We start from the raw sequence: 19,406 nt of genomic DNA, 5'->3' as shown, positions 1-19,406 counted from the left end.
AAAATTAAATTGTGTATAAACTAATACCTAAAAGAAAGCTTAAAATATTGGCAGATATGGCATAGACAACATTTCTAAGGGTTGTTTTCCCTTGAAGATTTTTACCTAAATAAACTCCCTCAACTATAATTATAAATATTTCTATAGGCACCATAGTAAGACCTGCCGACAAAAATCCATATTTAAAGCAAACATAGCTGCAAGTTATATGAAGAATCCCTTGAGTTATAAGGTTTATCAGTAAAAAAACTTTAAAGTTGTGTCTACCTCTATAGCCGAAAAAATAAAGCAGGGCAAATTCCAAGGCTAGTGTGGGTAAAAAAGTTTTTAAAAATTGAAGTAAGTAGTCAACAGCCAAGGGCACTGACCTTTTAAGAGTCATAGTCTCCAAATCCAAGGCAAGATTTTCATTAAAGACCTTTATTTGAAAATAGTTTGACTCCCTTACAGATCCGTCAGCTTCAAGACAAATATATCTTATAGTAGGAGGGACTCTGTAACTGTATGTATGAAGAAGATATCCTCCCTCTTCTTTATAGTAGCTTTGAATAGGTATGCCTTTATCAATACCATTTAAAATCTTGTACCGGTCTACAAATTCCTGACTTAAATCTTCATTTCTATTAATTAAGGTATAATCCTTATACTCCTTACTTGAAGGGTAAAGCTTATAACCTTCTTCAAAGTTTTTAATTTTTATATTTAGACTGGGTTTGGGCCCCATGTCCGCATAGACTCTTGTAGGTAGCAACAAAAGAATAATTGCAGCTACCCACAGTCTAAATACTTTTTGTGCTTTCATTATTTATAACTCATTTTATAAATTTCTAAAACTGCAGCTTCATCAAGTTCTACAAAGCCCTTTATATTTCCTTTGTGATTTTTAATGCAGGCCTCTGCCATTACAGGAAGATCCTCCTCCTTAAAGCCTACTTCCTTTAGACTTTGAGGTATATCCAAGGACTTGAAAAATTCTGAAAGTAGTTTAATTGCCTCTTCAGCTGTTTTAAACTTGTCCTCTCCAATTTCAAGACCAAAGACATTTTGTCCAAATTCGCAAATTTTATCTACAGTATCATTGCTTAGGCAGTATCTTAACCATGAAGGTGTAAGTATAGCAAGCCCCCAACCGTGAGTTAAATCATTGTGGGCTGAAAGCTCATGTTCCATAGCATGAACTGACCATTCAGTGTCCTTGCCTGAATCAAGTAAACCGTTAATAGCCCAAGTGTTTGCCCACATTAAGTTGGCCCTTGCTTCATAATCATCAGGCTTTTCGTAAGCGATTTTGCCGTACTTAATACAGGTTTTAAGAAGTCCTTCGGAAAATCTGTCTACTAAATAAGCTCCGTCATTTAAGGTAAAATAGTTTTCCATAGTATGGCTCATAATGTCTGCAGTACCTGCAGCAGTATGTTTTTTAGGTACTGAATAGGTAAATTCCGGATTTAATATAGAGAACTTAGGTAGGGTAAAGTTTGCTGCCCAACCGAGTTTTTGTTTAGTCTTTTGATTGGTAATGACAGACCCTCTGTCCATTTCAGAACCTGTTGCCGCCAAAGTAAGTATAGTTCCTATAGGTAGTCCCTTTTTAGGTTTTACCTTTCTCGTTACAATGTCCCAAGGATAACAGTCTTCATAAAAGGCTGCTGATATTAGCTTGGAGCAATCTATAGTTGAGCCTCCTCCTACTGCAAGGACGAAGTTCAAATTGTTTTCACGAGCTATTTTTACTCCTTCTGCTGCAGATTCCACTCTCGGATTAGGTTCAACTCCGGCAAGCTCCTTAAAGAAAATATCATTTTCATTTAAAAGCTCCACTACCTTATTATAAAGACCTATTTTTTTTATAGAGCCTCCTCCATAAACAAGAAGAACTCTGTCTCCATATTTTTTAATTTCCTTAGGTAAATTTTTTAATTGATCCTTACCGAATAAAATCTTAGTTCCTACATCAAATATAAAATCTTTCATTTTTATCCTCCTATCTTACAAAGATAAATTAGGTCTGGCATAAAAATCTCCATCTATTTTCCCGGACTTGTATACATAATAACCTAAAGATCCTATCATAGCTGCATTATCTGTACACAAGCCAAGATCCGGATAATAGACACCTATGCCTTCCTTAGCTGCTGATTCTTTTAATCTTTCCCTTAAGGCTGAATTTGCCGAAACCCCTCCGGCAATAACTATCTTATTTAACCTCTCCCTCTTGGCAAGTCTTATAGATTTATCTACCAGAACATCAATCACAGCATTTTGAAAGGATGCCGCCACATCCTCCACTCTATATTTTTCTTTTTTTTGCTCCATGTGATGAAGATAATTTATCACCGCAGTTTTTAATCCGCTGAAGGAAAAATCATAGGAGTCCTCTTCAAGCATTACTCTTGGAAAATCAATGTCGGCTTTTCCTTTTTTAGCAAGTCTATCTATTACAGGTCCTCCAGGATAACCTATACCCATGGCCCTAGCGACCTTATCATAAGCTTCTCCGCAAGCATCGTCTCTTGTCCTTCCTATAAGTTCAAAATCCACATAGTCCCTTACTTTTACAAGGTAGGTGTGTCCTCCTGAAACTATAAGACCTATAAAGGGCGGTTCCAGGTCCTTGTGGCTTATGTAGTTGGCACAAACATGTCCGTAAATATGATTTACTCCTATAAAGGGCTTGCCTATTGCATAAGCAAGAGCCTTGGCACTGCTAAGGCCTACTAAAAGTGCCCCTACCAGTCCCGGGCCTCTTGTAGCTGCAACTAAATCTATATCACAAAGCTTAATTCCCGATTCTTTTATAGCCTGATCAAGAACTGTATTGATAGCCTCAACATGCTGCCTTGATGCTATCTCAGGCACCACTCCTCCAAATTTTTTGTGAGTGGCTATTTGGGAGGATATTATATTAGACAGCACCTCTCTGCCATCCTCCACTACCGCAGCGGCAGTTTCATCACACGATGTTTCTATAGCCAGTACCTTCATTTTCGCCTCCACATTATTATTGCATCTTTTCCTAAACCGTAATAGTCTTTTCTTAAGCCTTCTTCTTTAAAACCGTAATTTTTATATAAAGAAAGGGCAGCTTCATTATCAGATCTTACCTCTAAGGTAAAATTTTTTTCCTTTTTGTCTTCTATAAACCTGTCCATTAAAATTTTTGAATAGCCCTTGCCTCTTTTTTCTTTATCAATTCCTATTCTATCAAGAGACACCTCTCCTAAAATTTCAGATCCGCATAAATATCCTATAGGATCTTTATCTCTTAATATATAAATTATAGAATTTGAAGATAAAATATAGTCCTTTAAAATCTTTTCGCTCCAAGGATTAGAAAATATTTTTTCTTCCATAAGGGCAATTTCCTTTATGTCCTCTTGGCATGCCCTAATCAACTTCATTAAGTCCCGCTTCTTTCTTTTCAAGCTCCCTTTCAGCTTGAGATTTAGTTACATAGTTGGGTAAAACCTCCAAAAGGTTATCTCCACCTGTTCTCTTGTATTCCAAGTAGGCAAGTCTTGCTATATTGGACCCTTTAATATATCTGTCGGGAATAGTTGCAACATCAGCTTCTTCCGCAAAAAAGTCCTTAAACTTGTCTGCTCCCGTTCCCAATAAAAGAAGTCTTTCCCCCTTTAGTCGATTTCTTAAAGATTCAACTTCCTCAACTCCGTCACAAGAAAGATCAACAGGTATCCCTTCTGAATTTTTATATAGCCCATAGTAGGCTCTATTTCTTCTAGCATCAACAAGGGATAAAACCCTCCTGTCTCCCTGATAATTTAAAGCCAAGGACTTTAAAGAGGATACAGCTTTTATCTCTTTATTTAAAGCCTGTGCCAAGGTTCTTGCCACAGTAACGGCTATTCTTGTCCCCGTATAGGAGCCCGGTCCTATACCTACCCCTATAAGATCTACATCAGATATAGTAATTTTAAGTTTATTAAAAATGTCATCCACCATATCAACTAAGTCTTCAGAGTTATTTACAGATGAGGTTATTTCAAAAGAAGCTATTTCTTCATTGTCATAAGCAAGTCCCACAGATGTCCTCATAGTTGACGTATCAAGACCAAGTGTTATCATAATTCCTCCAATATAAAGCAGGGCCTTTCCCCTATTGCCCTTACTTCAACTTTTCTTTTATTGTCATCAACCTTTTCCAAGTTTATCTCCAAATATTGTTCAGGCAAAAAATCTTTTATTCTATCCGCCCACTCAACAACACAAACTCCATCACCGTAAAAATATTCATCAAAGCCAAGATATTCCACTTCTTCCACATTCTCGAGTCTATAGGTGTCAAAGTGATAAAGGTTAAGGTCACTATAGTATTCATTAATAATATTAAAGGTGGGGGAGGTTATATAATCTTTTATTCCCATTCCCCTACCTATGCTTTTGGTTAAGGTTGTCTTTCCGTCACCTAAATCTCCATTTAAGCAAACTACATCCTTCGCCTTTAAAAGCTTGCCTAATTTTAAACCGAAAGCTTCTGTTTCCTCCAGGTTCTTTAAATAAAAAGTTTTAGAATTTTCCATAATGAACAAAATCCTCAAAGCTTCTTAAAGCTTTCTCACTCTTTTTTTCGTTCTTATATCCAAAAGCCAAAACACATTCCACATTCATGTATTCAGGTATGTCAAGTATTTCTCTAACAGCATCCCCTGCAGGTATCCCCTTGTCATTTACCGCAATATTAATATTAGCCCAACAAGAACCTATATCTAAATCTTCAGCTTGAAGCTGCAAAATTGTAGCGGCAATAGTAGCATCCTGACTGTAGGTTGTAACTGCCAGTCTTTTGTCAGACAAAACTGCTATAGCAAGAGCGGCATCCTTTAAAAAACCTGCATTTTTTGTCTTAAAATGTGAAAGCTTTTCCAAGGTGTCCTTATCCTCAACTACAACAAAGTGTACCGACTTTAAATTCTTAGCAGTGGGAGATCTTAAACCCGCCTCAAGTATAGTTTTTATTTCTTCTTTTTTAAGAGGTTGATCTTTAAATTTTCTTATACTTCTTCTCTTTTTTATTAAATCGCTAAACATAACTACCTCCACGCTAATTATAACACATTAGCCTATGACCCTATATACTATCGATTCTATTAAAGGAGCTTGTCTATTTCCCTTTCAGAGTAAACTTCTATGCCCTTTTCCCTTAAAGCCCTTACAGTAAAGCCTTGACCCTCTATTAAAACCCTACTATGGCTTCCGTCATAAACAAAGGAGCTGCCGCAACTTGGAGATTTTTCCTTCATTAAGGCCTTTTTTATATTATTTTTCTCACAAATTATAAGAGCCTTATCCGCTCCCTTTAAAAAATATTTCGTTACATCTTCTCCCTGTTTATTAATAACCCTGTCTTTTAAAATTTCAGCAGGCTCTCTTGGAATAGTCATACCTGATAAAACTTCAGGACAGCAGGAAACAAACTCATATTTTTCTTTAAGATACTTTAAATCTATTTTGTTATCTCTGCCGTCATATCTGCATTTGCAGCCTAAAAGACAGGCACTTACTAAAAGCTTTTCCATAAAGCCTCCTCTAATATAATTAATAAGAAATTTCTAAGTCTGTCATCTCAACTAAGTGAACAAAGTGAAGGCATGGCGAAATTTCGGGTGAAAAGAGAGATTTCTCCGTTTCGCTCATTTCATTCGCTCCAGTCGAAATGACTGAGGGTCGAATGCTATGTTCGGTCGAAATGACTGGGGTGCTGGTGCTTTCTATCAGTCGAAATGACTGGTGATATTAGTCATCTCGACTAGGTGGTTATTTCTAAGTTTGTCATCTCGACTAAAGGTGCGCAGCGACTGCAAGCAGAGATCTCTTTTTATATTCTATACTTCTTCATACGAGGGGGACTAAGGGAGTTGCGATTCTCCCTATCGTCCCCCTCGCGCTCCCCCTTCTTACCCCTTAAAACGCTTTTAGACTATTTTGATACAAGACTTAAATAAATTATAATCATCTCGCTTAAGTGAATATTACAAAGTCAAGTCATCTCGACTAAAGGTGCGCAGCGACCGCAAGCAGAGATCTCGGATTTAATAAGATAGATTTCTCCCCTCTTAAAGATAATTTTATCATAAAAGTCATCTTTATTTTTAAATCCTACTATAAAGCTGATAAATTTAATCATTTATAGAAAGCAATTTTTATCTACTATATTTTAATAATTTAATTTTCATGGTACACTATTACTTACAATATGAATTTAATGTTTTTATATAGATATCCCCGGAGGAAGATAATGAACTCTGATAATAATTTTAATAAACAAACTAAAAAAGCTCCTGAATCAACCAGGCTTCAAAGAAAGAAGAGAATGCAAAAAAGAAGAAGACGCATGAGAAGGAGAAGAATCCTTGCAGGTCTACTTTTGCTTTTAATAGTATTTGGCATATCAAAAGCCATAAAGGGTTTTATAAATAAACCTAAAACCATATCTATTGAAGGCTCTCTACCTGCTTGGTACTTCGGCCTTGCTTACGATAATCTTAATGGTATAAATTACAAGCCACCTAAAGAGTATTTAAATCCAAAGGATCAAAGTCTTGAGGTCTATGACAAGGCCACTACAATTGTTAAAACCTTGGTCCCCGGATCAAATCATATAACCATGGCTGATGATTATGCCTACGATACTAAAACTATAAGATCTTATATAAGAGGCGAGGCTGAATACGAAGGCAAGGATAAACTTGTTTTTCTAACCTTTGATGACGGTCCCAACAATTATGTAACTCCGAAAATTCTTAGTATTTTAGAGAAAAACAATGTTCATGCAACCTTCTTTGTAGTAGGAAAGGATGTTAATGAACACCACGAGGATATTTTGAAGAAGACAGTTCTTAAGGGAAACTCTATTGCCCTTCATTCTTTTTCACATGTATATGAAGATCTTTATCCTGAAAAAAAGGCTGACCCCGACAAGATTATTGAAGAAGCGAAGCTTTCACAAGGCAGACTTAAGAATATTTTTGGAGAGGATTTTTCATCTAATGTATGGAGATACCCGGGAGGTCATATGTCTTGGGACAACACCGTTAAATCTGATGAAATTTTAAAGCAAAATGGAATTGAGTGGATTGACTGGAATTGCATGACAGGTGATGCCGAACCTGAGAGCAGAAGACCTTCAAGCCCTGAAGAATTTGTTACCTATGTAGATAGGACCCTTAACAAAAATGTCCATAACGAAGTTGCCGTTGTCCTTATGCACGACGCCAAAAACAAAGATCATACAGTTGATGCTCTTCAATCTATAATTGACTATTTTAAAGATAAGGATTATAAATTCTGCATACTTAAATAAAGACAAAATTAACTCCGTTTTTTACGGAGTTTTTTTATATTACAAATTTTTATTTGGTATAATGAAAAAATGTAAGGAGGATGATTATGTTTACTAAAAAGGATAATATTTTACATATTGACGGAGTAAGTGTTACAGAATTAAAAAAAGAATATGGCACTCCCCTTTATATCTATTCAGTAAATGATATAAAGGATAGAATAAGCGAATTAAAAAAAGATTTTTTAAATAAATACGAAAATACCACAGTATCCTATGCTGCTAAGGCCTTTATCTGCAAAAGCCTTCTTGATATTATTGCAAAGGAAGGTCTAAATCTTGATGTAGTAAGCTCGGGAGAGCTTTACATAGCCTTGGCATCTGGCTTTGATCCCAAAAAAATAGAATTTAACGGAAATAATAAACTCTATGAAGAAATAGATATGGCTGTAAAAAATGGCGTGGGGAAAATTATAGTCGACGGCTCAGGTGAAGTTGAAATGATAGAAAGAGCCTGCAAAAAATATTCTACTAAGACAAATGTACTTTTTAGAATAACACCGGGAGTGGATACAAAAACTCACAAGTACATTCAAACTGCTATGGTTGATTCAAAATTCGGCTTTAACCTTATAGATGTTTTAGAAGAGGTTAAAAAGCTAAAAAATGATCCCTTTATTAACTTTATCGGCTACCACTACCACCTAGGCTCTCAGCTTTTCGACAACACTGTTTATTTAAAAGCCACTGATATTGCTATAGACCTTATTGAAAAGACAAAAGACCTTACAGGAAGCTATATAAAAGAACTAAATATAGGAGGCGGCTTTGGCATTAACTATACTGATGAGAAGAGAAAGCCCTACTCCTACTTCCTTGACCCTGTTATGGAGAAGCTTAAAGGCCATTTCGCCGACAATACTCCATCAGTTACAATAGAGCCGGGAAGAAGTATAGTTGGTGAAGCCGGATCAACCCTTTACACAGTAGGTAATATTAAAGATATTAAGGGCATAAGAAAATACGTTGCCCTTGACGGTGGCATGACGGATAACATAAGGCCCGCTCTTTATGGCGCCAAGTACACCGCCCTGGTAGCCAATAAGACTGATGAAGATTCTATAGAAACAGTTACACTTTGCGGTAAGTGCTGCGAGTCCGGAGATATACTTATAAAAGATATTAAGCTTCCGCAAATTGAATCAGAAGATCTTATACTTATAAAGTCCACAGGAGCCTATGGATTTTCCATGTCTTCAAACTACAATTCCCTAAGACGACCGGCAGTAGTCTTTACGGAAAATTCAAACCATTACCTTGCAGTTAAAAGACAGGACTATAAAGATCTGGCCTTTTAAATCAAATTTAAACTTAAATAGAAAGTAGGTCATTATGGAAAAATATTATCTCAGTTACTTTTTTATCTATGCCTTTATGGGTTGGGTAGTAGAAGTAAGCTTTCAGGCAATTCATCGAGGCAGATTTATAAACAGAGGATTTTTAAACGGACCCTACTGCCCCATTTACGGCTTTGGTGCCTGCTCCGTTATTTATCTTTTAAGCGACATAGCAGAGAAAAATAAGTTGATTCTTTTTCTTGGCTCCATACTTATAGCATCGACAATTGAATTTATCGCAGGCTTTATCCTGGAAAAGATTTTTCACAAAAGATGGTGGGACTACTCTGACAGAAGACTTAACCTTGGCGGTTATATATGTTTGGAGTTTTCCATTATCTGGGGTATGTTTTGCTTTCTTATTCACGAAGCCGTTCACCCTGTTATAAAAGATATGGTAGCCCTTATACCCCTTAAACTTTTAACCTACCTTGAAGGCTTTCTTATCATTTTATTTATAGCGGACTTTATCAGTACCATAAACACCTTAATAGGCCTTAACAAAAAACTTAAGCTTTCAGCCAAAATAGGCAGCGACATTAGAAAAGTTTCAGACGATATAGGTGAAAGAGTCTATGACAGAACCATAAGCTTGGAGAATAAAAAAGACGAAATTAAAAATATGCAAAGGGTAAAAGAATTTGACGAAAGAAGCAAGGAGTTTAAAAAAAGATTTGATAAATTTGGAGAAAAGAGAATACTTAAAGCCTTCCCTAACCTTATTAAAGATTTAGAAGACAGAGATTATCAGATTAATAGAATAAAAAACATGTTAAAAGACAAATAAAATAAAGGCTTTAACCTATTGTTGGTTAAGCCTTTTCTATTTATAAGGAACAATGGGATCCACATCCTCTAAAAACATTAAAAGAAAAGCAATAAACAGAATAAAAGAGCTTGAAAGAATAGCCTTAGCTTCAAAAAGTTTAATAAAAACATTTCCCATAATAGCCCCTGTTACAAAGCAAAGGATTATACCATAATATAGAAAAGCCTTCTTTAAATGGACCCTATTGCCATTAACTACAAATCTGTAAAAATTTTCCGTTCCACTTCTTAAATTGCCTATACACATAGTAGTAGCTATAGAATTTGAATAGATCTTTTTAAAAGCCTGAACCTGAATACCACAGGCAAGGGAAGTTAAACTATTTGCCAACAAATTATAGTCAGTTGAGATAAAAGCCACAGCAGATAAAATTAAAATTTCAAAAAGCACCCCGATCTGCCTCCAATGAAGTCCGTATTTGTTGCCGAAACTTCTTAAAACCTCAGACAAAATAATTCCAAAAGCAAAAGCAACTATGGGGCAAAAATACTTAAAAGCGCTTTGAAAATCACCTTGAGACAAATTGACACCAAATAAAATTATATTTCCCGTTTGAGCATTGGCAAAAACATGATCTCTAAAAATATAAGAGTAGGCATCCATAAGCCCACCTGATAGAGCAAGTAGAGTACCTATTGAAATTGTTTCAGACATTTGAACCTTTTTACTCATAAAGACTCCTCCCGGAGAAAGTATAACACAAAATAAAAATAAACGTGTAAATAACCGGACCGACTAATTGATTTTTTAGAAGTCAGTCATCTCGACTAAAGGAGCGCAGCGACTGCATGGAGAGATCTCGGGTTTAAAAGTGAGATTTCTCCACTCGCTTTGCTCGGTCGAAATGACTGGGAGTGGAGGGCCCCTCAAGATAACTGGGTAAAAAGAACGTTTAGTCGAAATTCCTTAATATATAAAATTTAATTATCCTTTCTACCATAACACAAAAATATCGACACAAAAAGTTTTAACCTTTCATGTCGATATAAGCTAAATTTCTAATATAAACCTAATTGCTTTTCTACTTTACCTGATTCTTAATTAAACTCTTCCAATTTTCCATAATATTATAAACTCTTACATATTCATGACCCTCATATGCTTCAACAAGTTCATAATATGCCCAGTGACTTTTTTCTAAGTCCTTAAATTGTTTTATAAAAGCTTGATTGTCGTCTATATACTTCTTGTCAGGGCTTCTGTAGTAAAGACGATTTATTATTGCAGCTACTTCAGACCTCGTTATATCTCCATCAGGGCGGAAACTTCCATCAGGATATCCCTTTATTCTACCGTTATTATAGGCCTGATTAATTTCACTTTCATATTTATGGCCCTTAATATCTCCAAAAGGTGCTTCTATGTTTTTGTCATTTTTCTTGTCTATATAGGAGATAAGCTTTGCCAGCTCGGCTCTTGTAATATTGTCATCAGGTCTTATTTTGTCTCCTGCTTTTTCTTCCAGGATACCTGCGCTGTAAGCTGCATTAATATATTTATTGTACCATGAATCTTTTTCTGTATCTGAAAAGACTGTGTTTGTACCGTCTGTCAAAATATATCCCTGTAATCTTACCACAATTGTAATTGCTTCTGCTCTTGTCATGTTGCCTTCGGGTCTTATAGTAGTGTCAGGATAGCCCTCTATATATGCCTTGTGGCTTTCAGTTTTTTCCTCTGTCTTTTCTAAAGGTACATAGTGATCTCTAAAACCGCCTGAGGATTTTTGATTCCAAATTGCATAAACTTTGATGTTTTCATTTACTATAGTATCCCAAGTAAAGGTTTTGCCGCGTCCGTCATGGCTTGTGTTCCATTCTATAAATCTGTATCCGTCTCTTTCAGGTGCCATTGGGAATTTTTCGCCTAAGCTTTGTCCCGGTTCTACTTTTATCCTGTTAATTATATTAGGAGATGGATCGTTTTTATCAAACTCAACAATTACAGTTTCTGCTTCATCCTTTTTCCATTGTGCATAAACTGTTAAATCTTTATCTACGACTGTTGCATCGGTAAACATAGTTCCCTTTCCGTCAGCTTCTGTATTCCAGCCTAGGAATCTATATCCTTGACGCATAGGCATTGAAGGGAAGCTAGCTCCTAAAGCTAAACCTTTTGGAGTATCTATAGAATCTAAAGTTCCTGCAGGGCTTCCATCATCCTTTAGGTAGTTAAGATCGAATATAACTGTAGCACTATTTATAGGTCCCCTTATTCCAAATATATCATAGGTAATTTTGTTATTTCTAATTGCCATATGGCGCACACAGTATTTTTCTAGAGTCGCCTTTGAAAAATCGCCGCCTTTTGCGATGGAATCTTTATCTTTCGAGAATCCTTCCAAGGTCAATCCACCGTCATTCGTAACGTAATCAAATTTTTCGTAAGGAAGTTTTACTTTGTCTTCACTTGCATTTTGTTCCCAATAATCTTTTTGGAAAATTCTCGGTGCAATAGTGATTTCTCCGACAGGTTTATCAGGGTTAGTCTTGTCGAAGCTTTGTGATCCGTCAGGTTGATCGGACACATAAATTGGCCAAGCTGTACGTTTGCCGTCTTTTACTTCTACATAGTAATTGGCATTGTCATCAAATTCTGAAAAACCTATACTCTCCAGGTAATTGTTGGCGGTAATAACATTTTGAATACTGTCGTCAGTGTAATTTGCAATAACTGTAAAGCCTCTCAATCTTCCTCCGAAAAGTATTCCCACGGATCCGTTTATTCTGTTTTTATCGGGATAGTCGGAAAACATCTTTCCGCCCACATAAGCCACAGAGTCGAAAATATCCACCGGACGTACGCCTATTTGTCCACTTGGGTCTTGGAACACTTTTCCTTGAACGACTCCGATAAAACCTGCACTTGTGTTTCTTAATAAAGGAGCTCCTTGAGCATTAAAAGAAGGTGCTGTTGTTTGTCCTTTTACATCTCCAAAAACTAAGGCTGTTGAGTTTTTCACCTCAGAATTTAATTTTCCGGAATGTGCTTGAATCTTTCCGGCATATCCTGCAACAGTTACAGGACCTGTATTTTGACCTGCAGTTATGTCTTCCCCCACTTGTGCTGAATTGTTATCATCGATACAATCAAAGGCAATTCCTCTAAAGCCACCGACGTTGACGTAATTTCCGTTGGTCACTTTAATGGAATCGTTGACGAAAGTAGATGAGTTTTTAATGATATCACCATTGGCATAGGCTGTAAATCCTGCAACATTTAGGTTGTTTCCTCCGCCGTCGACTTCGATGGACTTGATACAAGCGGAAGAATTTAAAATCTCTCCATTACTTTGTCCGGCAAAGCCACCCACCTTAGCATCTTGCGATACCTTAAAAACGATGGGATCTTTAAGTTTGACACTGCAGTTTTCAATAGTGCCGGTATTATATCCGACAAACCCGCCAAACCAAACCTTGCCTTTATAATTTTCTCCGTCGGAGTTTACAATAATGTCAGGTACAATGTGAACATTCTTAACCACCGGGGCAACATAAGCGTATATCCCGCCGGTATTCTTCGGATCTTTATGGTTTTTATGGGCGCAGATCTCAGCTGCAAAGCCTCCCACTTCTGCAGGGTGTGTCGTCTTAATTGGACCTACATTTGTCATGTTCTTATTTCCATCGTATTCCGTCACATTAAAGGCTACACCGCCGGCATAGTCTTCTAGGGAATCAATGGTGATGCCCCCGGGTACATTTACCTTGTTTCCTTCTCCCTTCAAATAGTGGATATAAGGTGCAGCATAGGCAAAATTATCTTTTGCGACTGATTGGATTGACTTTGCGGAAAACTCATTGTTATTTCCTACAAAGTAGCCCCAAAGAGCCGCACGAGAAAAAGCATTTTTTATACCTTTACCATAGTTTGACTTAGCGATAATATCTCCATTTATTTTTATTTTATTATCTGAAAAATCTTCGAAACTGATAAAGCCGGAGTTTACAGTATTAAGCATTCCGCCTACAGCTTCAGTGCCTATGACATTTTCTTTATGCCTTGGGTTTTTGGTCGATTCCGCATAGACATCTCCGCCTACATTTAACTCTACATTTTTAACAGTGAGGGGATGTTTTTCCAGACTGTTTTTGTCGGTTATTCCCTTCTCTCCCGGCTTCTTATAAGCATTTATATAATCCCATATACCAAGCCCTGCCGCACATGTCTTCATATCTACATCTGTATCGTTTAAGGATTTAATCGAACCACCGATATTTATGTTTGCATTCTCTAAATGGTGAAAGGTCTTTGCAAACCCTATAGCAGCGGACGGATCATAGTAGCCGCCGTATTTCGCTGTTGACCTCATTACACCTTCAGCCACTGCCTCAATATCTTGTCCAACTCTTAAGCTTACGTTGTAAAAGCGTTTGTTTTGTGCATCCATAGCGATGCCATATGATTCCGCTCTATAGTTGTTGGAGTGAGAATAAATTCCTCCACCTACATTGATATTGATATTTCTACTTTCCGGGAAGATATAATAAGTAGACATACTTTTATTATAAAATAATCCCGCCGCTATCGAATGGACAAGCTCCGTTTTGGCAAGTGGATGTTTTTGTAATTCTTTGGAGCCTATATTTCCTTTAACATTCAAATTGTATCCGTCAATTTCCACATTGCTAAGGTAATAGGCCATACCTACTGCAAAGTTTTCCGTATCCACACGGGAGTCCCAGCTTGTATAGATGCTTTTGTCAATATCTTCTCTGGAAGAATAGTCACTGGCATAATCCAAGGTAACATATGGAAGAATGCTTCCCTTTACATCGACATTAATATTTGAAATTTTGTAATCAGTAATATCATCATCGCCAAATTTGTAAATATAGCTGTATAAATTTCTTGCAAAAGCGGAGCCGACAACATCACCTTCATAGACAATATTTAAGTCCTTTATTTCTCTGGAATTTTCATGATCTTCTCTGTTGTTGATATCTCCAAATAGGGGATAGATATCTCTCATACCCTTGGTTACGGTAATAGTATGATTGTTTCCGTAAAAATTACAAGAGTCCATACCTAAGCCTATATTGTTAATGGGGTCGTGTTCATTCTCCGGAATCGGTCCATTGATTTCATCGGAAGATACAGTAATGTTTGTATTTAAAACAATATCCTTGTTCTTAACTCCGTGATGCCAAGCATCTCCCTTATCATAACCAGGACCCGGTTGATAGGCTGAACCGCCAAAACCGCTATAATATTCCGTCGTATTCCAAAGCTTTAAAAAATCTTCCTTGGAATTTATTTCTATTCTCTCTCTAACAGCAGGACCTCTCATAGGCTGCTGTAAGCTATATCCTACTTCCGGTCTTATCCAAGGATTCTTTGAATCTTCAGATTGCATAGCTTCCTCATAGATTTCAGAATCTACTCTTATCATATCGGGAGCTTCAGGACCCTTACCAAAATCATCTACATAGTAATCAACATCTTTTATGGGATTCCTACCTGTGGCAAAAACAAAATCCGTCATAGAAATTACCATAAGAAATGCTAAAACTATTGAAGTTAATCTTTCAAAGTTTTTCTTCACTTTCTCACACCTTCTTATAAATTAAAAATTATAAATCACTTTATCTAATATGATACCATAAAAAAGTCTTTTCCTTTGTAAAATGTATATCTTATTAATCTTAATCACTTATTTTCAACAAAGATAAAAAATTGTAGCTGTATAAATATTGCTGTCTAGAGTTGTAGTCATCTAGACTAAGGGACTATTACAAAACCTGTCATCTCGACTAAGTGAACGAAGTGAACGCATGGAGAGATCTCAATACAGAAGAGAGATTTCTCCGTTTCGCTCATTGCATTCACTCCAGTCGAAATGACTGGGGAAGGGGTTCGCATTCGCTCGGTCGAAATGACTAAAAATGAAGTTCAGTCGAAATGACTAACAACTCCCAATACAAATTACATATCTTCACCATAAAACAAAAAATATCGACACAAAAAGTTTTCACCTTTCATGTCGATAAAATTAAAATCATTTTAGAGACTTTCCCTTTTTCAAATAAATTATAAACTTAAATAAACTTATACAAAAGGCAAGTGCAAGGACTCCTGTTGTCGCAAGTATAATATTGTTGACACGCTTTACCTTAACTGATACTTTTTCCTCCGGTTCACTGTCTACAACTAATGCTTCCTTATCTTCTTCTACAAGCTCAGCATTTACTAAAAGCCTTTTTGGTCTTGGTGGAAGAAGAGGATCACAGGTTAATAAGGTCAAAATATTTTTGTCCTCAACAGGATTTAACTTTTGCCAGTCCCAAGGATCTATTATCTCTTTACCGTACACCTTATACTCCAAACTTTTGTCCTGCCACTCTAAAAACACCCTATCTCCTTCAACCAGTTCGTCTAAGTGAAGAAACATTATGGCATCATAGTAGCCTCTATGTCCTGCAATGGCAGTTCTTATTCCCTTTTTTCTACTGGGTAAATCTGTCCCTTCAATGTGTCCTACTCCCATTGCCATGTGTTTGTTAGAAGCATCTAAATAAACCGGTTGAGTTAGGTCAAGCTTGGGAATCTTCAAATAGCAAAAAACTGCATCAGGGTCTTCCATAAATGAATAGTCTGAAACATAATCTTCAGTTACAAAGGGATCAACAATTACACTTTTATCTCCTAAAGATTCATTGTAGGCCGCTACTTCCTCTTCCAAGTTTTGATTTACGTCACTTTTCATAAACCTATCGTATTTACTTTTATCTAAAACTATCCCTCGACTCAATCCCAAAAAGGCATATAGAGGCAGAAGTATGCCTACTAAAATTAAAATGTAGCCGAAAATAACTTTTCTATTCCTCATGATTCCTATCCTTAAAATACCTTATTTCATTTAGTCTTTTTAATTCTTTCTTTTTCTTTTTGTAGTCGTGTCTAAAATAAATCATAAAGACAAATACCAAAACAGCTAAAGGAAGTGCAAAGGTAAGTGCATCCTTGTAATTTAAGTTTACAAAGTTAAGAGGTCTTGACTCCTCTTTTATAGGAGGCACGTAATCAATTCTGTGTCCACGAACCAAAAGTCTGTGGGAGTTAATCATATAGGGCGTGCAGGTTAAAAGCGTTGCATAGTCCTTGCCCTCTTCAACTAAAATAGATTCAAAATCCCAAGGCTCCACAGTTAAAATTTGATCAACCTCATAGGCTAAAACTGTGTCTATATTGTGAATATAAAAGATGTCTCCCACCTTCAGCTTGTCAAGATCTCTAAAAAGTTTAGCTGTAGGTAGACCTCTGTGGGCAGTTAAAACCGTATGAGTGCTTGGTCCTCCAATAGGAAGACTGGTACCTTCAAGGTGACCGACTCCCTTTTGCAAAACCCTTTCACCGGTACCTGCATATATAGGCAGGACTTCGTCGATTTTTGGAATTTCGACAAAACCGATTTTCTCAGCCACTTCAATCATTCTGGCATACTCAGCTATTCCCGCCTTCTCCTTTTCGCTGTAGGGGTCGGCAAGTTTAGAAGGGTCAAGGGATGAGTTGTAACCCTCTGCAAGGTTCATCCTTCTTAAAATTTCATTTTCATCAAGCTCCTTTGCCTGACTTTGAAAGTCCATAACCTGATTATTTGCTTCAATTCTATAGTAATATTGACTGACTAAGGGATACATCATAATTAAAAATCCCAAGATAAACAAGAGAACAAAGGGCCAGATTCTTTTTTTCCTCATACTATTCTTCTCCATGATCCACCTCATCTTGCTTCTTGTTAATTTCCCTTAAATCCACAAGCAAAAGCTCGGACTTCTTTCTGTAATACCTGATTAAAATAAGCATAAGAATTATAAAAGCTACAGTTCCAATAAAAATATACTTATACATAAATTCCCTTTGGCTGGATAAAATAAAGTTGTCGTCAATAGACTCGCTATAAGGCACTCTATGACCACGAACCAAAAGCCTGTGGGAGTTTACCATAATAGGTGTACAGGTTAAAAGGGTCGCATAATCGTGACCCGGCACAATTAAAAGATTCGAAAAATCTTCAGGCACAACTGTTAAAATCTGATCCACTTCATAGGCTATAGTCTCAGATAAATTGTGAATATAGAACCTATCCCCAAGTTTAACTTTTTTAAGATCAGAAAAAAGCTTGGCGGTAGGCAGACCTGAATGAGCAGTTATAACAGTATGAGTTGAGTTGCCTCCTATAGGAAGGCTGGTGCCTTCAAGGTGACCTGCAGAAGTTTGAAGCACTTCTTCAGATGTCCCTGCCCTAATTGGAATATCCACATCAATAGAAGGAATTTGAATATGACCTATCTTTTCGTGAAGCTCCAACATACGAGCATACTCCGCTCTACCCTTGTCGTGTCTGTTTTTGGCATAAGGATCCTCAGTAACCTTATTTACCAAAGAATCATTAAAGTCCTTGGCAAGTTCCATTCTTTCCTTTACTTCTTCATCAGTCAGCTTTTCCTTTGCAGTATCGAAGGTGGAGACCTCTTGCGTAGACTCAACTCTATAATAAATTCTTGATACTTGTGGGTAAATTAAAATTAAAAATCCCAAAACAAAAATTATTTTAAAAGGCCATGTTCTTTTCTTCTTTTTCAAAACTACTCTCCTCTTATGTAAAAATCTCCTACCATTACAAAGTAATCATAGGAGATCAAAAAGGTTCTTGATTAAAATCTCAAACTATTTATTTTCCTTAACCATCTTAATTCCCAGAATAAAACTAATAAACCCTGCACAAATCATCACTATAAGATTAATGTCTCCGGTTTTAGGAATCTTTATAGGAGGCTTGGGTCCCGGCGTATCTTCGTGTTTAGGATTGTCGGGATTCGGATTAGGCTTAGGCTCCTCATAAGTCGGCTTGTTTTTAATATACAGATCCTTGCTGAAAGAATCGTCATCAACAACAAACCTTATCCCCGTAGACAAACCTTCATATCCTACAGGAGGTTTAGTCTCCCAAAGATAATACTCCCCATATTCCAAATTATCAACTCTAAAAAATCCGTCCTTATCTGAAACTACAACTAAATCCTTGCCGTTGACCTTAACTCTTTCATAAGATTTATCGACTTTTTTAGTTACAATAAATTCCGCACCGGCAAGACCCTCTTCAGTTTTGGAGGAAATCTTTTTAAATTTCTTTCCACCCTCTTCCTCCTTGTAGTTATATATCTCAAGGTAAGTAGTTCCTGAAGAAGATATAGAAAAATAAGTTTTAGGATCTCTAATCTTATAGCCTGATGGAGCCTGTACTTCCTCAAATACATAGTCCCCCGGCTCAAGATTTGATACATAAATCTTTCCCTTGGCATCAGTTACAAAATTATAGGAGTCTGAAGATGACCTTATAGGTACTTCCTTGCCGTCAATTAACTTATAAAGTTTAAATACTGCCCCTGGAAGAGGAAGTCTATCCTTAGACAGTTTTAAAAGTTCAACACTTCCCGGAGGAGTATCTCCATGACCCTTAGGATAAATTACATCTTCATCCCTTTTGTCATCAACTACAAAGGCAAAGGGATAAATATCTCCCGATCCCTTTTTAGAATCCACTCTTACATAATAAGTTCCGGATCCCAAATCTAAAACAAGTTTTCCTTCACTGTCGGTTTTATATCTATTTAGAGGATAGCCCTTAAGGTCCTCGAGGCTTTTGCCCTCAAGGTCCTTAACCAGCTTTTGCCTTTCCTCTTCACTATAAATTCTGTCGCTTACCTTCCAAATACTTAAATCTCTATTTGCCCTGTCGACTTTGTCTGTGCCTATACCATTAAAGTCCAGGGTCATAATCTTTGCATAAATAGTGTTTGAGAAAATAACCATGCTAAAAAATACAAAGACAAATAGCATTTTAAATATTTTATTTTTGAACTTTAGCATGGTCCAC

General features: G+C 36.6%; 17 protein-coding genes. 3 read left to right on the top strand and 14 right to left on the bottom strand.

The window, feature by feature from the left end; genetic code table 11:
• Window positions 1–4 precede the first annotated feature (4 nt).
• Genes PEPCATONIAE_RS05325 through PEPCATONIAE_RS05290 form a run of 8 tightly spaced genes read right to left on the bottom strand, consistent with a single transcriptional unit; the run spans window position 5 to window position 5,537 of the window.
• The gene (locus PEPCATONIAE_RS05325) at window positions 5–802 is read right to left on the bottom strand and encodes a hypothetical protein (protein ID WP_138160015.1); all 798 of its coding nucleotides are present in this window, start codon (window positions 800–802) and stop codon (window positions 5–7) included.
• Window positions 802–1,974 carry an iron-containing alcohol dehydrogenase gene (locus PEPCATONIAE_RS05320; RefSeq protein WP_138160013.1) on the bottom strand — a complete coding sequence of 391 codons (1,173 nt, stop codon included), beginning with the start codon at window positions 1,972–1,974 and terminating at the stop codon, window positions 802–804. Before PEPCATONIAE_RS05320 ends, PEPCATONIAE_RS05325 begins: the two co-directional genes overlap by 1 nt.
• 15 nt (window positions 1,975–1,989) lie before the next feature.
• Complete coding sequence (gene tsaD, locus PEPCATONIAE_RS05315; protein WP_138160011.1) at window positions 1,990–2,985, bottom strand: tRNA (adenosine(37)-N6)-threonylcarbamoyltransferase complex transferase subunit TsaD; 996 nt, start codon at window positions 2,983–2,985, stop codon at window positions 1,990–1,992.
• Window positions 2,982–3,401: a ribosomal protein S18-alanine N-acetyltransferase gene (gene rimI / locus PEPCATONIAE_RS05310; protein WP_138160009.1), complete on the bottom strand. Its 420-nt coding sequence runs from the start codon at window positions 3,399–3,401 to the stop codon at window positions 2,982–2,984. Before rimI ends, tsaD begins: the two co-directional genes overlap by 4 nt.
• Window positions 3,388–4,086: a tRNA (adenosine(37)-N6)-threonylcarbamoyltransferase complex dimerization subunit type 1 TsaB gene (tsaB, locus tag PEPCATONIAE_RS05305; RefSeq protein WP_138160007.1), complete on the bottom strand. Its 699-nt coding sequence runs from the start codon at window positions 4,084–4,086 to the stop codon at window positions 3,388–3,390. The genes rimI and tsaB overlap by 14 nt, the downstream gene beginning before the upstream one ends.
• Window positions 4,083–4,541 carry a tRNA (adenosine(37)-N6)-threonylcarbamoyltransferase complex ATPase subunit type 1 TsaE gene (gene tsaE, locus PEPCATONIAE_RS05300; protein WP_138160005.1) on the bottom strand — a complete coding sequence of 153 codons (459 nt, stop codon included), beginning with the start codon at window positions 4,539–4,541 and terminating at the stop codon, window positions 4,083–4,085. The genes tsaB and tsaE overlap by 4 nt, the downstream gene beginning before the upstream one ends.
• A complete protein-coding gene (locus PEPCATONIAE_RS05295) occupies window positions 4,528–5,049 on the bottom strand; it encodes a nitroreductase family protein (protein ID WP_138160003.1) in 522 nt (173 codons plus the stop codon). Before PEPCATONIAE_RS05295 ends, tsaE begins: the two co-directional genes overlap by 14 nt.
• A 59-nt stretch (window positions 5,050–5,108) precedes the next feature.
• On the bottom strand, window positions 5,109–5,537 hold the full coding sequence (locus tag PEPCATONIAE_RS05290) for a 2-thiouracil desulfurase family protein (RefSeq protein ID WP_138160001.1): 429 nt from the start codon (window positions 5,535–5,537) through the stop codon (window positions 5,109–5,111).
• 719 nt (window positions 5,538–6,256) lie between these two features.
• Here PEPCATONIAE_RS05290 and PEPCATONIAE_RS05285 point away from each other — a divergent pair.
• From PEPCATONIAE_RS05285 to PEPCATONIAE_RS05275, 3 genes are all read left to right on the top strand, one after another.
• Window positions 6,257–7,321, top strand: coding sequence for a polysaccharide deacetylase family protein (locus PEPCATONIAE_RS05285; RefSeq protein WP_180339356.1), 1,065 nt, complete (start codon window positions 6,257–6,259; stop codon window positions 7,319–7,321).
• A gap of 86 nt (window positions 7,322–7,407) precedes the next feature.
• Window positions 7,408–8,658, top strand: coding sequence for a diaminopimelate decarboxylase (gene lysA / locus PEPCATONIAE_RS05280; RefSeq protein WP_138159997.1), 1,251 nt, complete (start codon window positions 7,408–7,410; stop codon window positions 8,656–8,658).
• Between the two features lie 34 nt (window positions 8,659–8,692).
• Window positions 8,693–9,484, top strand: a complete 792-nt coding sequence (locus PEPCATONIAE_RS05275; protein ID WP_138159995.1) for a putative ABC transporter permease — start codon at window positions 8,693–8,695, stop codon at window positions 9,482–9,484.
• A gap of 36 nt (window positions 9,485–9,520) precedes the next feature.
• On the opposite strand, the gene PEPCATONIAE_RS05270 is transcribed toward PEPCATONIAE_RS05275, so the two are convergent.
• From PEPCATONIAE_RS05270 to PEPCATONIAE_RS05245, 6 genes are all read right to left on the bottom strand, one after another.
• Window positions 9,521–10,198 (bottom strand): YoaK family protein, encoded by a 678-nt coding sequence (locus PEPCATONIAE_RS05270; RefSeq protein WP_138159994.1) that lies wholly within the window; start codon window positions 10,196–10,198, stop codon window positions 9,521–9,523.
• A 349-nt stretch (window positions 10,199–10,547) separates the two neighbouring features.
• Window positions 10,548–15,071 (bottom strand): S-layer homology domain-containing protein, encoded by a 4,524-nt coding sequence (locus tag PEPCATONIAE_RS05265; protein ID WP_138159992.1) that lies wholly within the window; start codon window positions 15,069–15,071, stop codon window positions 10,548–10,550.
• A gap of 453 nt (window positions 15,072–15,524) precedes the next feature.
• Window positions 15,525–16,355: a sortase gene (locus tag PEPCATONIAE_RS05260; RefSeq protein WP_180339355.1), complete on the bottom strand. Its 831-nt coding sequence runs from the start codon at window positions 16,353–16,355 to the stop codon at window positions 15,525–15,527.
• Complete coding sequence (locus PEPCATONIAE_RS05255) at window positions 16,345–17,226, bottom strand: class C sortase (RefSeq protein WP_428842299.1); 882 nt, start codon at window positions 17,224–17,226, stop codon at window positions 16,345–16,347. The genes PEPCATONIAE_RS05260 and PEPCATONIAE_RS05255 overlap by 11 nt, the downstream gene beginning before the upstream one ends.
• 1 nt (window position 17,227) lies before the next feature.
• Window positions 17,228–18,112, bottom strand: a complete 885-nt coding sequence (locus tag PEPCATONIAE_RS05250; protein ID WP_138159989.1) for a class C sortase — start codon at window positions 18,110–18,112, stop codon at window positions 17,228–17,230.
• 84 nt (window positions 18,113–18,196) lie between these two features.
• The gene (locus PEPCATONIAE_RS05245; RefSeq protein WP_138159987.1) at window positions 18,197–19,399 is read right to left on the bottom strand and encodes an MSCRAMM family protein; all 1,203 of its coding nucleotides are present in this window, start codon (window positions 19,397–19,399) and stop codon (window positions 18,197–18,199) included.
• Between the last annotated feature and the right edge of the window lie 7 nt (window positions 19,400–19,406).

The sequence above is a fragment of the Peptoniphilus catoniae genome (genome assembly GCF_901447155.2).
Lineage (GTDB): Bacteria > Bacillota > Clostridia > Tissierellales > Peptoniphilaceae > Peptoniphilus_E > Peptoniphilus_E catoniae.
Note: the sequence above shows the minus strand (reverse complement) of the source record. Positions and strands in the feature narration are given on the sequence as shown.